We start from the raw sequence: 14,023 nt of genomic DNA, 5'->3' as shown, positions 1-14,023 counted from the left end.
GACGGGAAATGACCCACAATGGCGCGGGAAGATACGATAGCTGCAATCGCCACACCGGCGGGTGTCGGAGGCATCGGTGTCCTGCGGGTGAGTGGTGACGGTGCCGAAGATATAGGCCGGAACATCTTCCGTCCCCGGAAAGACATCCTGTCCTTTGAGAGCCACCGCCTCTATCACGGTGACATCGTCAACCCCGATACACAGACCGTCATCGACGAAGTGATGGTGGTGCTCATGCGCGGACCTCACTCCTACACCGGCGAGGACGTACTGGAAATAAGCTGCCACGGAAATCCGCTGATTCTCGGAACGGTACTCGAATCGGTTCTGAAATTGGGGGTCCGCATCGCGGAACCGGGAGAATTCACGAAACGGGCTTTTCTGAATAACCGCATCGATCTCGCCCAGGCTGAAGCGGTTGCCGAACTCATCACCACCAGGACTGACCGGGGGCTCAAACACGCTCTCTACACCATGAAAGGGGTCCTGTCGGAAGCTGTCGCCTCCATCCGTTCATCGCTCCTCGACGTGCTGGTCCTGCTGGAAACGTCAATCGATTTTACCGAAGAAGACATAGAACTCCCTTCCCCTGGAAACTGCGTGGAACATCTGGAGAAGACCGCTTGGTCCCTGGAGAAGCTACTGGCCACCTACGCCCGGGGGAAACTCTATAGCCGGGGTATGACGGTGGTTATCGCGGGCAGGCCCAACGTGGGGAAATCGAGCCTGCTCAATTGCCTGGCCGGAAAACCCAAGGCCATCGTGACTTCAGAGCCGGGGACCACCCGGGACCTGATAGAAGTGGATATCATGATTGGTGACCTGCCCGTTCGGTGCGTCGACACGGCGGGAATCCGTGAATCGGATCATGACGTGGAGCGGCAGGGCGTTTCCCTGGCCCGGCGGCGGGCCGCGGAGGCCGATATCGTTATCGTCGTCATTGATGGAAGCGCTGACCTGCTTGACGATGATCGGAGGATCATCGAAGAAACCATCGGCGGCGGTCTGTTGATCGCCGTCAACAAGAGTGATCTTCCCCAGCGCCACACCCGGGAAGAAATGGAGGCCCTTGTTCCGGGGCATGATTTCATTTTCATCTCGGCCAAAGAGAACCGGGGCATCGATGCCCTGAAAGAGAGGATCCTGACCATGCCGGAAACCGCGGCAGATATCGATGGTACCGACGTGGTTCTCACGAACCTGCGTCACAAAGAGGCCCTCGAGAAAGTCCTCTCCCTCGTCCATCAGTCAAAACAGGGTCTTCAGGAAAACAGGTCACCCGAATTGATAGCCTTTGACGTAAGGGAGTCGCTTCGGACCCTGTCGCTCATCACTGGCGAAGGTGCCGGCGATGAGGTGCTGGACATCATATTCAGCAGGTTCTGCATCGGCAAGTAGAGGCGACTGCCCCTTACGAAGCCGGAGCGGCCACATCCCGTCATTTGGAAGAGCGCCTAAGGTCCGTCATTTCGAGGAGCACCCACATCCCGTCATTTTGAGGAGCGGCCATATTCCGTTATTTCGAGGAGCACCCATATCCCGTCATTTCGAGGAGCGAAGCGACGAGAAATCTCGCTTTTCCATCATCACCGTGAAAGATTTCTCCCTCCGGTCGAAATGACGGGGGAAACGGTCGGAATGACGGTGAAGATGGTCGAAATGACGGGGGAAACGGTCGAAATGACGGTGAAGACGGTCGAAACGGCGAGAGGACAGTCTCAATGATGAAAGGGACGGTCGAGATGACAAAATCAAAGGGTCTCGACCTGTCCTGTGGAGCGCCCTGCCGCACGGTCCGGGGAAGCAATGGAGGGTGAGAGAGCTTCAGGAACAGGTCGTCTGAAGCCGTGCCTCCCATCGTGGACCCGCCTTCAGTCTCCCCGCATGCCTTCCAGAAAGGCCATTACGCTCTGACCGAGTACGCCGTGGTTGTAGCCTCCTTCAAGAACTCCGAAGCATCCGCCGCCGGATCGCTCACTCGCCCGTCGCACGATGCGGCCGAGCTCCCGGTAATCGTCAGTCGAGAGCAGCCCTCCCCAGTCTTCGCGGTGGTTGTCAAACCCCGCTGACACGGCAATCATGTCGGCGTCATCCGGCATGGCTTCCTCAAGCTCGAGGAGATATCGTGCCGGATCGGCATCCGAGGGGTTCAGGATATCGACGTAGCCGCTGTTACCGAGGATGTTCATGGTACCGTCACCAAAATGAAGGTCGAAATCCAGGATGAAGGCTTTCCCGATTTTTTTCTGTTCCCGGAGTTTGCTTATGGCGATGGCGATATTGTTGAAATAGCAGAATCCCCAGGAACTGTCGGCGGAGGCATGGTGACCGGGAGGTCTGACCAGCGCGAAGGACGGTTCTTCAAGGCCCGTAAAGGCCGCCTGGATGGCACCGCCTGCCGCCAGGGAAGCGATGTCGTAAAGCCCCTGGCTGCGCACCTGTGCAATATGACGGTCCGTGTGACAGGCGGCGATATCCTCGATGTCGGCCGGAATGACGTCCAGAAAGCTGACGTTGCCGCGCAGTGCCCTGACTATCGACTCCATGCGGCCCAGTGAAGCGGCCGGATCGCTACAGTAGCTGGGGATAAATGCGTCGCTGTAGTACACTTTCATACGAAGCCTCCTTGATGCTGTCGCTGTGTTTCTCTCTGCTGCGTTTTTTCTATCATAAAATCCCGAAATATGAAAATAAAAGGCTCCTTGCGAGGGAAGAAACCCCTCGGGAACCCCTCCCCAGCTTCACCTCTGAACTTGTTTTTTCCTCCGTAGTCTGATAGCTGTAACCATGGCTCACGGTGAAACAGGAGTATCCCGCCGACAGGCGTGATACCGCATCCTGCCTGCATCTCTCGGTGAGCATATATCGAAAAAGGAGACCGCTTTATGATTTTCGACGAAGAGTTCGAAACACTGCCCCGGGAAGCCCTCGACGCGCTTCAGTTGAAGCGCCTTCGACAGGTGGTGGAGCGAGTTTATCACACCGTCGGGTTCTATCGTACCGCTTTCGACGAGGCCGGCATCACACCCGACGACATCCGGACCCTTGATGATATCAGAAGATTACCTTTCACCACCAAGCAGGACCTGAAAGACAACTACCCCTTCGGGCTCTTCGCGGTACCCATGAGTAACGTCATACGGCTTCACGCGTCATCGGGCACGACGGGAAAGCCCACCGTCGTGGGCTATACGAAGCGGGATATCAATACCTGGTCAGCGCTCATGGCGCGTTCCTTCGTCGCCGCTGGTCTCACGAAGAACGACATTATTCACAACGCATACGGGTACGGACTCTTCACGGGAGGCCTGGGGGCTCATTACGGGGCCGAATTGCTGGGAGCCAGTGTTATCCCCATGTCCGGGGGCAGCACGAAAAAACAGCTCATGATTCTCCAGGATTTCGCTCCCACGGCCATCTGCTGCACCCCTTCATACGCCCTTTTTCTTGCCGGGCAAGGGCAGGAAATGGGCCTCGACATGAAGTCCCTGAGGCTCAGGGTGGGCATTCTCGGAGCCGAGCCCTGGAGCGAGCAGATGCGCGACGAAATCGAGGAACGTCTGGGTATCAACGCCCTGGACATTTACGGTCTGTCTGAAGTAATCGGCCCGGGCGTTTCCATGGAATGCATCGAAGGCAAGCACGGACTTCATGTGTTTGAAGATCACTTCATCGTCGAGGCCATCGACCCCGCTACGGGAGAACTCGTGAAAAACGGGGAAATCGGCGAACTGGTCTTTACGTCCCTCACCAAGGAGGCGTTCCCTCTGATCCGGTACCGCACGAGAGACCTTTCCCGCCTCATGAAGGAACCCTGTCGGTGCGGGCGGACGCTTACCAGGATGGCGCGCGTATCGGGACGAAGCGACGATATGCTTATCATCAGGGGAATCAATGTCTTCCCGTCACAGATAGAAAGCATCCTCCTGGGAATCGAGGGGCTTGAACCCCATTACGAATTGACGGTCGATCGCGAGGGAACACTGGATACTCTGCAAATTCGGGTTGAAGTGGGCGAGCACATATTTTCGGACGAAGTCCGTTCCCTCCAGAAAATAGAACGGCGCATCGCGAAAGATATCAAGGATTACCTCGGAGTGACGGCGGCCATAAAACTGGTTGAACCCAAAAGTCTTCAACGTTTCGAGGGCAAGGCCGATCGCGTCGTCGACAAACGGAACATCTGAGCTAGAAAGGAGGGCGGGACATGACGGTCGATCAGATATCGATCTTTCTTGAAAACAGACCTGGCGGTCTGGAAGGCGTAACCAGGGTACTCGGCGATGCCGGGATCAACATCAGGGCTCTTTCTCTCGCGGATACATCGGATTTCGGAATTGTGAGGCTCATTGTAAACGACACGGAAGCCGCCGAAAAGGCGCTGCAGGAGGAGGGCCTCACGGTTCGCCGGACCGCCGTTGTAGCCGTTGAAGTTCCCGACCGCCCCGGCGGGTTTCACAGCATCATGAAGGCCCTTTCGGAAAAGGACGTCAACGTTGAATACACCTATGCCTTTGTCGAACGGAGCGGCGAGAACGCCATCATCATTTTCCGGTTTGACCGAACCGATGAGGCTATCGAGATTCTTCAGCAGAGGGGGTTCACCATCCTGCCGGGAGAGAAAGTGTATCGGCTGTAAGAGGCCGTTTTCAGGAGAAGCCGAAAGAGAACCGTTCGAGAAGCTTCTTCGTCTCCGAAGAAACCGGCAGTTCCGGAAGTTCCCCGCTTTACCAGCAGAACGGTCTTTCCTTTCATGACCAGAGCACCCGCGCCCAGGCGTGGGGCCCCGGGATATTCCCGTTCAGCCACTATGACTGCCTTTCGTTGCTTCCCCCACCGAGAGGGAACTCGAACCGCGCGACGGTTCCCTGTGAAGGCCCCGGACGCTGGTCCTTTTCCACGAAGAGAACCTCCCGCTTCTTGTTCACGAGCAGGACCGTGGACGAAAAGGTACCATAGGAGGAACTGGTGATGAAGAGCGGTGAGAGCATTCGTTCCCATTCGATACCCACCCCCGTATCGGGCAGCAGGTGATCCGGCGGGTGGTGGGAATCCTCCAGAATGTCCAGAATACCCTCGGGTGACGGGCTGCCTTCTCCGGAGAGGAGTTCCTTCAGGAGCTGTTTCCCCCGTTCAACCTTGGGCCAGGGTGTGTCCATGAGATGATTGCTCAGACCGTGGATTCCCGGTTTGACGGAGGTTATGCCGCCGCCGGCGTTGGAGTACCACCAGAGGCTTTCGGGACTCCCCAGGAGCAGGGTGAATCCACTGTAGTCTTCAGCTGTTTCATTCACGCGGCGCAGGAAAGAAACCGGCTCATCCCCGCCCGTCAGGAAGGAACTGACCAGCATCCCCCGTGAAGGCGCCCCGTCTTTCATGAACCGGGGATCGCGGTAGTTTGTCAGCGCCGCCAGACGTCCTCCACGCTCTATCCCCATCCAGGTTCCGCCTCCCCTGAGATCCCTGCCGCCGAGAACCTCCGGCGCGTCTTTCCAGAACGAGGCCGCCGCCGTGGGACGATCGTAGAATTCATCGCGATTGGCGGCGATGATGAGGGGGTATTCACTGTGAAGGCGATACGCGAAGATAATCAGACACACAGTCGCCGGGAAACCCTTTCAAGAATTCGGGACATGACGGAACCCGCCATCCCGTTGATGCGTATGTGGGCCCGTGAATCACAGGAGGTATCCCCGACGTTTATGATGATGAGCCTGGCCCCCGAATCGAGAGCATGGACGGGCATGTGGGACGCCGGCGCCACTACCAGCGACGATCCTATGACGATGAAGAGATCGCAGTTTCTTGAATGATCGATAGCCGCGGTCATGGTATCCCAGGGAAGGGATTCTCCAAAAAAAACCGCGTCGGGCTTGAGGATTCCAAAGCAGACCTCACAGTCCGGGATTTCGACGCCCGCCCTGAGCCGCTGAAGGATCCGTTCCGTCTCGAAACGACGGCCGCAGTCCAGGCAACGAACCTGCCTGAGGGAACCGTGCAGCTCAAGAACCCGATCGGGGCGATTACCCGCCAGCTGGTGGAGATTGTCAATGTTCTGGGTAATGATGCAGTCAAGTTTACCGAAGGCTTCAAGCCGGGCGAGAGCCAGGTGGGCGGGGTTGGGCTCAACCACTCCGAAGAGCCCGCCCTCCAGGAGAACCTTCCACTGCTTTTTACGGGACGTCTCGCTGGAAAGAAATCGCTGTATGGTGAAATCTTCGGGATCGAACCGGGTCCAGATTCCGCCCGGGCTCCTGAAATCCGGAATGCCTGATTCGGTACTTATCCCGGCACCGGTGAAGGCCACGATGCGTTCAGAGCGGAGAATCTCCTCCGCTATCATGACTATCCTGGATTCCAGTTCCTCTTCACTTCCTGTCATTTTTTCCCCTCCCTTCCCTGTATGCAGTGCCTTATGTATCACGCATGAATCACCAGGGCAAGTCGACGGGTATTTGCGTTCCTTGCTATTTACGTCATATCGGGGTAGAGTCTGTCGTCGACGGGTTTCCGGGCACAAGCCCGGAGCAACAGGAATCGGGATTGACGGCGACAGCAACTTCATAATCCCCAACTCGCATGGAGGAGCCATGGGAAACCTTCGAATACTGATTGCAGATGACCATAAAATTGTAAGGGACGGATTACGAACTCTCATCGACAGTGAATCAGGGATGGAAGTGATCGCCGAGGCCGAAGACGGCCGGACAGCCGCGCATCTGGCGGAAGAGCTATCCCCCGATATCGTCATCATGGACATCGCCATGCCGGACATGAACGGAATCGACGCGACTCGTCAGATCGTGCGCCTGAACCGCCGGACAAAGGTAATCGCCCTGTCCATGTATTCGGACCGGCGGTTCGTTTCAGGCATGCTTGAGGCAGGCGCCGCGGGATACCTGCTGAAGGATTGCGCCTTCGAAGAACTGGTTCGGGCGATCCGGTCGGTGGCATCCGACCAGATCTATTTAAGTCCCAGAATCGCGGGAATCGTCGTCAGCCGCTACATCGGGAAAGCTCCCCAATCCGAGGGTTCCGTATTCACGAACCTTACCCAACGGGAACGGGAAGTCCTCCAGGTACTCGCCGAAGGGATGTCCACAAAGGAAATAGCCTTCCATCTCGGCGTAAGCGTCAAAACCGTGGAGACGCACCGGCGCAACATCATGGAAAAATTAAATATTCACAGTATATCTGAACTGGTGAAGTACGCTATCAGGGAAGGCCTTACATCCCTTGAAAAATAGTTTCCCCACGGTGTCACGCTTTCCTGTCCCCGGACAGAATGAACCGGAACCCCAGGGGGCGGAGTCCGCTCCGAAGAATCAGTTGACAGGGGACATCCAGGATGTCGTCCCGTAGAGATTCGTTATGGCGGCGGGCAGTTTCTTCCCCAGCATCTCTTCGAACCGAAGGGAGACGGCCACGAGCCTCTCCAGATCCACTCCCGTCTCGATACCTATGGATTTGAGCATGTGGGTCATGTCTTCCGTTGCGATATTACCGGAGGCGTTCTTGATAAAGGGACATCCCCCGATGCCGCCCAGGGAGGAATCAAAAATTGTCACTCCCCGAAGGATGGCGGCATAGACATTGACCATGCCGAGACCTCTCGTGTTATGGAGGTGAAGCGACAGGGGCAAACCGTCGATGCCGTCGTTCACGGTCCTGACGGTGGAGTCGATCTGCAGGGGGTTTGCCATTCCCGCTGTATCGGCAAGGCTTATTTCATCGGGGCCTGCCGCTTTCATGCTCCTGACGACACCCGCCACCCGATCCACCGGCACGTCGCCTTCATAGGCGCAGCCGAAGGCACACATCACACCCGCCCTGACGCACATGCCGGCATCCTTTGCCCGTTCGATCAAATCCAGGGCATGGTTGAGAGACTCGCCGATGGTCTTGTTGCTGTTTTCCTTGCTGTGGGTCTCACTTGCCGACACCCAGATCCCGACATGTGGAACGGCGCTTCGAATAGCCCTGTTGAGACCGTTTTCGTCAAGAATCAGCGCGGAATAGAGTACTCCCTCGACACGGTCCATCCGCTCCCATATCTCTTCAGCATCGGCCATCTGGGGAACCACCTTCGGATTCACGAAGGATGACACCTCGATCCTGGCCAAGCCGCAGTCCGCAAGGGCGTTGACGAGCCATACCTTCTGTTCGACGGTCAGTATCGTTTGTTCATTCTGAAGACCGTCCCTCAAGGCGACCTCCTGCAGCGTGACAGCCGGAGGAAGAGTACTGTTCATATCCATTGCTTCTCTCCTTTTTCACAGAGAACCATCGAGTTCATCCGCCACGGGCCTGGAACAGTTTCTGCATCGCCGGGCCCCCCTGAAAAGCGGATATCCGCAGGAGGAACAGTGGTACCGGGCACACTCGCCCCGGGCCCATTCGACGCTTCCTTTCTCATCGCCATGCTGTGCCGCCTGCTCCCTCCAGATGGGAATGGTACGTTTCATCACCCGAATTCCCGTGACGTAGGGAAAATTCTCTATCAGGTCGCAGGGCCATTCATCGCACTGGTGACAGGAATACCAGCCCTTTGCTTGAACGCAATCCCGTATAGCGCAGGAGCGGCAGTACTCGTAGATCATCCCCGCTCCGTCGGGCTGCATGCACCCGAGGCATCGCGTTTCCTCAGGCCGTGTCCCGTAGAGATCGGCCATGACGGAGCGAAATTTTTCGTTGTCGTCCCGCGTCGCTATATATATCCCGCAGGCTCCACAATACAAGCCGCAGGGAGCCATAAGATACCTGTTTTCGATCTCATCCTCCCGCCATCCTTTCATCGACACATTCTCCTTTCATGTTCTTTCGTAAATCCATTGAAAAACGATAGATTTCGTTATTTCAGCCGCGGGGGGAAGTCGCACACGGGTGACCATAGCAGTGAACGATTTCCCGTCGTGATGCCCTCCGAAGCGACACAATGCAAAGGACACGTCGTTTCCGTATTCGACGGGACACACCCAGCATACCACCGGACAAGCCGAATATTCAAGAACAGGAATGCCGGCCTCATGCGGCCCGAAGAAAAGCGCCTGCCCTAGGGAAAGCAGGTTTCTTCGAAACCCACGGCATAGCCCCTCACCGCCCCGGCAAAGGAAAAGACATACCTCGCACTGTGCCACCTCTGGCCGGTCGCCTTTCCTCTTGATGAATCACGGCTCGTCGGGTAGGATGATGCCCGTAATCCACAGCCCCGACGAGGAGAACACATCGTGAAAGCATGGCACGCGGCGGTTACGGTTATGGCCGTCATCATCATGGCGACAGGAACAGGCCGGGCTGACACGCCCCCCCGGCTGACCACCACGTCTGAAGACAGGACGTCGTTAGAACTGACGGTCTATTCCAACGACAGGGGCTTCATACGGGACAGCCGTCGGGTGGCGCTTCCGGCGGGCAGGTGTTCTCTTCGTTTCACCGACGTTGCGGACAGGATCATGCCCGTGACGCTCCACCTGTCATCGCCGGTTGATGGTCCTTCCCCGCACATCCTGGAACAGGTTTACTCCTACGACCTCATGAGCGAAAAAACCCTGCTGGACCGATACGTGGGCAAGACCATAAAGATTGTAGACTATAACCGCCACCATGATCGAAAGGACGTCCTGGAAGCAACGCTGCTGAGCAACCGGGAAGGCCTGATTTTCCGTATCGGCGAAGAGATCTATCTCGGCCATCCGGGCATCATGGTGCTACCGGAGGTTCCGGAGAACCTGACAACGGAACCGACCATCACCTGGCTTTTTGACAATCCCCGGAGCGGTGACCATGACATTACTGCGGTCTATCTCACGGGCGGCATCCGGTGGCGTTCCGATTACACATTCAATATCGACGCCGACACAAACAGGGGAGACCTGTCCTCCTGGGTTACCATCGACAACCGGAGCGGCACCGCCTGGTCAAACGCCCGGGTTTCTCTGGTGGCCGGTGAAGTGCGGCTCGTCGATGATTCAGACGTCCAGGGCTTTGGCGAAAAGGCCCTCATGGCTCGAAGCGCGGCGGTCCCCGACCAGTTTGAAGAAGCCCCCCTGTTTGAGTATTACCGGTATGACCTGCAGCGTACCACATCCATAGAGAACAACCAGGCCGTACAGGTCGGTTTCATCGATATCGGGGATGTCCCGTTCGAGAGGGAGTACCGGGTTTCATCACCGAGGCTGTTTCCCCGATCCTCCCCGCCGGGTATCACGGAACGGCAATCAGTGGAAGTCTACCTGACGCTGCTCAATGATGAAACAAGCAACCTGGGCATACCCCTCCCGGCCGGCGTGGTCCGCCTCTACCAGACCGATGGACAGGGCGGAACCTGGTTCATCGGCGAAGACAGGATCCATCACACACCGAAAGATGCCGAAATCCGTCTCCGGGCGGGGAAAACCTTTGATGTAACGGCTGAGCGGAAGCAGCTCGAGTTCAGGCAGGTCACGAGCCGGGTGGTCGAATCCCGCCAGGAACTCTCGGTGACAAACCGCAAGGATGAAGCGATCACTGTTGCCTCGGTGGAAACCCTCGCGGGGGACTGGGACATACTGGACAGCAGTCATCCCTTCACCGTAATTGACGCATTCAGGGTGCGCTTTGACCTTCCCGTCGCGCCGGGTGAGACAGCCATCCTGCGCTACACGGTACGGACGGGAACCTGACCATGGTGCGCTCCGTCTTTTATATTTCGGACGGCACGGGCATTACCGCTGAAACGCTGGGTCATACGCTGTTGACGCAGTTTCCAGGCATCATCTTTCAGTCCGTCTGCCTCCCCTTCGTCAATACAAACGAGAAGATCGACCGGGCGATTCAGCGCATCGACAAGACCGCCGAGAAAGATGGTTTGCCGCCTCTCGTTTTTACCACTCTGACAAATCCGGTTCTGCGGAAACGCCTGGCCCAGTGCCGCGGAGAAGTCTTCGACTTCTTTTCCACCTTTACCGGTTCCATGGAAGAGGCCCTGGGTGTGCCCTCAAAACCCGTCGTCGGCCGGTCGCACGGTATGGGAAATCCCCACATTTACACCGAACGCATCGACGCCCTCCATTATACGCTGCAGAATGACGACGGGTCAGCCATGAGCGACTACTCCCAGGCCGATATAATCATCACCGGCGTGTCCCGAACGGGCAAGACCCCGACCTGCCTTTACCTGGCACTGCAGTTCGGCATCCAGGCGGCAAACTACCCGCTTACAGTCGATGACTTCGAACGGGACGACCTGCCGCCGAGGCTGGCAGCGGAGCATTCAAAACTCTTCGGTCTCACAGTCGGCGCGGAGCGGCTTTACCAGATCCGTCAGGAACGCCGGGCCAACAGCCAGTATGCCAGTATGCAGCAGATTCGCGCGGAACTCACGTCTGCCGAAAAACTCTTCCGCCGGGAACGGATACCCTACCTGAACATTACCTACATGTCGGTTGAGGAAATCGCCGCATCGGTCATACAACTGACAGACCTCAAACGGCGCATATAAGATCGGCGTCCTCCTACAATGTCGAAAAACGTCTGATAGAGGACGGCTTTGTAAAAAGCTCCTTGAGGCACGGCACGCGCATCATGAGGAATGAGGCGAGACCTTTAAAAACTATCGATTGTGTCATTTCGATATCAAGGAAAGATTTCTCGTCGCTCGCGCTCCTCGAAATGACATTTTTAAAGGTCACTTCGAACGTTCCCCCGTCACTTCGAACGCATGTGAGAAGCCTCAATGATCTCTCGCTTTGCTCGGGACAGGGATTTCTCGTCGCTACGCTCCTCGAAATGACAAAATCGCTATGCTCCTCGAAATGACAAAATCGCGATGCTTCTCGAAATGACACAATAAAAGGTCTCGATGCGTACTGTGCGGTACGCCGCAGTGACGAAGGAAAGAGCGCAATCAAGCAGCATCCGGCTGTAGTGCCTGAGGCATGCCTCCGGTACCATTGTACGAAGCCGCCGGGGTTGTCCGATGACACACCATCAGTAGGCATCGAGGTGGGTCATGATGTGGGTTCTCAGATTGACCCTGCTGTTGCTGATCCCCAGCTTCCTCCGTATATTGTTCCGGTGATAATCGATTGTACGCTGCGAGCTGTTGAGCATCCGGGAAATTTCTTTGGTTGAACGGCCTTCCTTTACGAGGATCAGAATTTCGATCTCCCGCGGGGTCAGCTGCGCGTAGGTAGCGGTAATATCTTGAAGAAAAGGAGACAAGATCGCTTCCAGGCTGTCTTCTATGGCTGCAATGATGTCAGTCCCTTCAGCGGAGAGCCTGTGTGCCTTCAACATGTCCAGGTGGGGAAGAACGATGTGTTTCAGATTCGTCCGGACCGTTCTTCCCAGGTTCGACCTGTCCTCTTCACGACGCTTGAGGAGAACGTTCAGGGCCGCCTTTGCGTCCAACAGGTTTTCTGATTCCCTTTGCAGCTTCTTCTGCGTCTGTTTCAGGTCAGTGATATCGACGACAGAGGCCAGGGTCCGCCGTGTCCCCGGAATCAGCTCGGCACTCAAAATGCCGTCCCGTACTCCACCATCCCGCCTCACATGCCTGAATTCGTATCTCAGGGGAACGGTCTTTTCGCCGCCGGCCCGCTCGCGAAGCGTTTTCGTCATAAAGTCCCTGTCTTCATCCGGAACCAGGGAGGAGAGTGTCAGGTTTTCACCGGGCGGATAGCCGCTGAACCGGTAAAACGCTTCATTCGCGAGTGATATGGACATGTCGTCCTCGATGATGATCATCGCCGTTCCCGCGGAGAAAAAGAGCGATCGGTACGGTTCATCCAGTACACCGACATTCCCGGCCGTTTCTCTTCGGACTGTTCCGTCCGCCACGATACCCCATATCCCCCGGAAGGTGCCGTTGCGCACTATGCCGCGGCCGGTGAACAGGCCCGGAAAGACGGAACCGTCTTTTCTGAGACAGCCAACGGTTTCGGAACAGGGCTTCTTTCCGTTTTCGAGTCTCTGCATGATCTTATTCATTCTGGGCCGTTCCTTCGGCAGAATCGCGTCGGCGACGCTCAGCCCTCCGCGGATGTCTTCCGCCGTAAGCCGGAACATTTTGAGCATGCTCCTGTTGGCATAGATTACACGGCCCGCGGCATCCGTTTCGAAGACACCCTGGGGCAGAAGGTCCACGAGCTTCCTGTACTTCTCCTGAATCCTCCAGTGAACATGGTCAGTCTCGATCTCTTCGGCACAACCGGTCATAGCGGCCCTGATACCCGTTTCTTTTCCTCCGGCCGCTATCAGATTCGCATAGACGATGAGAACGGGAACGACTGTGCCGTCCCGGCGTAACACCCTGATCTTGGTGGGGAACACAGGTTCTCCCGCGCGGATTGATTTAATGCGGGCCCTGACCAGATCATGATCGGCGGCATCAATACGGTCGAAGATGTTTTCTCCCCCAGCACGATTTTCATTACGGCTGAAGCCAAGCAGTTTGCGGCCGTGGCGGTTCGCGTCGAGTATACGACCGTCCCGGCCGATTTCGATAACGGCCAGAGGGGTCAGATATATGAGTTCCTTGTCCCGTGAAGTTCTCGCCGGAGACGGCCCCGGTCCTTCAGAATTCTTCTTCTCAATCATAGGAGTACCTGTTTAAGAAATCCGGGCAGGCGGTATGATTGTATTTCGAGCTTCCGGTTGAGACCTTTATTTTGTCATTTCGAGGAGCGCCTTAAGGTCCGTCATTTCGAGGAGCGTAGCGACGAGAAATCCCTGTCCCGAGCAAAGCGAGGGATATTTCAGACTTCTCACATGCGTTCGAAGTGACAGGGGAACGTTCGAAGTGACCTTTAAAAATGTCATTTCGAGGAGCGTCTTAAGGTCCGTCATTTCGAGAAGCGAAGCGACGAGAAATCTTTCCTTGATATCGAAATGACACAATCGATAGTTTTTCAAACCAGGTCTCGGTTCTTCGTTGTTTACGAGGCATCCGGCAACGACTGTAAGGAAAGCCCCGTCCGGTGTCAATAAAAAAGTTAACATAAAATATGACGGCTTCATGAAAGTCCGGAGGTTTTCCCGTCCC

The 14,023-nt window shown here is 56.3% G+C and carries 12 protein-coding genes; 6 read left to right on the top strand and 6 right to left on the bottom strand.

What is annotated here, in order from left to right:
• Positions 1-18 precede the first annotated feature (18 nt).
• Complete coding sequence (gene mnmE, locus M0Q23_07020; GenBank protein MCK9528375.1) at positions 19-1,398, top strand: tRNA uridine-5-carboxymethylaminomethyl(34) synthesis GTPase MnmE; 1,380 nt, start codon at positions 19-21, stop codon at positions 1,396-1,398.
• A gap of 473 nt (positions 1,399-1,871) precedes the next feature.
• On the opposite strand, the gene M0Q23_07015 is transcribed toward mnmE, so the two are convergent.
• Complete coding sequence (locus M0Q23_07015) at positions 1,872-2,615, bottom strand: histone deacetylase family protein (protein ID MCK9528374.1); 744 nt, start codon at positions 2,613-2,615, stop codon at positions 1,872-1,874.
• A 270-nt stretch (positions 2,616-2,885) separates the two neighbouring features.
• On the opposite strand from M0Q23_07015, the gene M0Q23_07010 reads away from it, so the two are divergent.
• A complete protein-coding gene (locus M0Q23_07010; GenBank protein MCK9528373.1) occupies positions 2,886-4,187 on the top strand; it encodes a phenylacetate--CoA ligase in 1,302 nt (433 codons plus the stop codon).
• Positions 4,188-4,207: 20 nt separating this feature from the next.
• On the top strand, positions 4,208-4,639 hold the full coding sequence (locus M0Q23_07005; GenBank protein MCK9528372.1) for an ACT domain-containing protein: 432 nt from the start codon (positions 4,208-4,210) through the stop codon (positions 4,637-4,639).
• 169 nt (positions 4,640-4,808) lie between these two features.
• Here M0Q23_07005 and M0Q23_07000 read toward each other — a convergent pair whose 3' ends face one another.
• The gene (locus tag M0Q23_07000) at positions 4,809-5,600 is read right to left on the bottom strand and encodes an NRDE family protein (protein ID MCK9528371.1); all 792 of its coding nucleotides are present in this window, start codon (positions 5,598-5,600) and stop codon (positions 4,809-4,811) included.
• Complete coding sequence (locus tag M0Q23_06995) at positions 5,591-6,382, bottom strand: NAD-dependent deacylase (GenBank protein MCK9528370.1); 792 nt, start codon at positions 6,380-6,382, stop codon at positions 5,591-5,593. Before M0Q23_06995 ends, M0Q23_07000 begins: the two co-directional genes overlap by 10 nt.
• Positions 6,383-6,590: 208 nt before the next feature.
• On the opposite strand from M0Q23_06995, the gene M0Q23_06990 reads away from it, so the two are divergent.
• Positions 6,591-7,247 (top strand): response regulator transcription factor, encoded by a 657-nt coding sequence (locus M0Q23_06990; GenBank protein MCK9528369.1) that lies wholly within the window; start codon positions 6,591-6,593, stop codon positions 7,245-7,247.
• A 78-nt stretch (positions 7,248-7,325) separates the two neighbouring features.
• Here the strand turns inward: M0Q23_06990 and M0Q23_06985 are convergent, their stop codons facing one another.
• Together M0Q23_06985 and M0Q23_06980 are read right to left on the bottom strand one after the other, a co-directional pair.
• Positions 7,326-8,258 (bottom strand): hydroxymethylglutaryl-CoA lyase, encoded by a 933-nt coding sequence (locus M0Q23_06985; protein ID MCK9528368.1) that lies wholly within the window; start codon positions 8,256-8,258, stop codon positions 7,326-7,328.
• A 15-nt stretch (positions 8,259-8,273) separates the two neighbouring features.
• Positions 8,274-8,795, bottom strand: a complete 522-nt coding sequence (locus tag M0Q23_06980) for a DUF3795 domain-containing protein (GenBank protein MCK9528367.1) — start codon at positions 8,793-8,795, stop codon at positions 8,274-8,276.
• Between the two features lie 432 nt (positions 8,796-9,227).
• Between M0Q23_06980 and M0Q23_06975 the strand changes: the two genes are divergently transcribed.
• Both M0Q23_06975 and M0Q23_06970 read left to right on the top strand, forming a co-directional pair.
• Positions 9,228-10,661: a hypothetical protein gene (locus tag M0Q23_06975; protein MCK9528366.1), complete on the top strand. Its 1,434-nt coding sequence runs from the start codon at positions 9,228-9,230 to the stop codon at positions 10,659-10,661.
• Positions 10,662-10,663: 2 nt separating this feature from the next.
• Positions 10,664-11,479 (top strand): kinase/pyrophosphorylase, encoded by an 816-nt coding sequence (locus M0Q23_06970; protein ID MCK9528365.1) that lies wholly within the window; start codon positions 10,664-10,666, stop codon positions 11,477-11,479.
• A gap of 488 nt (positions 11,480-11,967) precedes the next feature.
• On the opposite strand, the gene M0Q23_06965 is transcribed toward M0Q23_06970, so the two are convergent.
• Entirely contained in the window at positions 11,968-13,578 is a 1,611-nt protein-coding gene (locus tag M0Q23_06965) for a PAS domain S-box protein (GenBank protein ID MCK9528364.1), read from the bottom strand.
• Positions 13,579-14,023: the final 445 nt, after the last annotated feature.

Source organism: Syntrophales bacterium, assembly GCA_023228425.1.
Taxonomy (GTDB): domain Bacteria; phylum Desulfobacterota; class Syntrophia; order Syntrophales; family UBA2210; genus MLS-D.
The sequence above is the reverse complement of the archived record's forward strand: the minus strand, read 5'-3'. Positions and strand labels throughout refer to the sequence as shown.

What these genes read in the sequence shown, in the direction of transcription:
- M0Q23_06965 (MCK9528364.1), bottom strand. Translation starts at nt 13,578, where the DNA reads ATGATTGAGAAGAAGAATTCTGAAGGACCGGGGCCGTCTCCGGCGAGA.
- M0Q23_06985 (MCK9528368.1), bottom strand. Translation starts at nt 8,258, where the DNA reads ATGGATATGAACAGTACTCTTCCTCCGGCTGTCACGCTGCAGGAGGTC.
- M0Q23_06980 (MCK9528367.1), bottom strand. Translation starts at nt 8,795, where the DNA reads ATGAAAGGATGGCGGGAGGATGAGATCGAAAACAGGTATCTTATGGCT.
- M0Q23_06970 (MCK9528365.1), top strand. Translation starts at nt 10,664, where the DNA reads ATGGTGCGCTCCGTCTTTTATATTTCGGACGGCACGGGCATTACCGCT.
- mnmE (MCK9528375.1), top strand. Translation starts at nt 19, where the DNA reads ATGGCGCGGGAAGATACGATAGCTGCAATCGCCACACCGGCGGGTGTC.
- M0Q23_06990 (MCK9528369.1), top strand. Translation starts at nt 6,591, where the DNA reads ATGGGAAACCTTCGAATACTGATTGCAGATGACCATAAAATTGTAAGG.
- M0Q23_07010 (MCK9528373.1), top strand. Translation starts at nt 2,886, where the DNA reads ATGATTTTCGACGAAGAGTTCGAAACACTGCCCCGGGAAGCCCTCGAC.
- M0Q23_06995 (MCK9528370.1), bottom strand. Translation starts at nt 6,382, where the DNA reads ATGACAGGAAGTGAAGAGGAACTGGAATCCAGGATAGTCATGATAGCG.
- M0Q23_07005 (MCK9528372.1), top strand. Translation starts at nt 4,208, where the DNA reads ATGACGGTCGATCAGATATCGATCTTTCTTGAAAACAGACCTGGCGGT.
- M0Q23_07015 (MCK9528374.1), bottom strand. Translation starts at nt 2,615, where the DNA reads ATGAAAGTGTACTACAGCGACGCATTTATCCCCAGCTACTGTAGCGAT.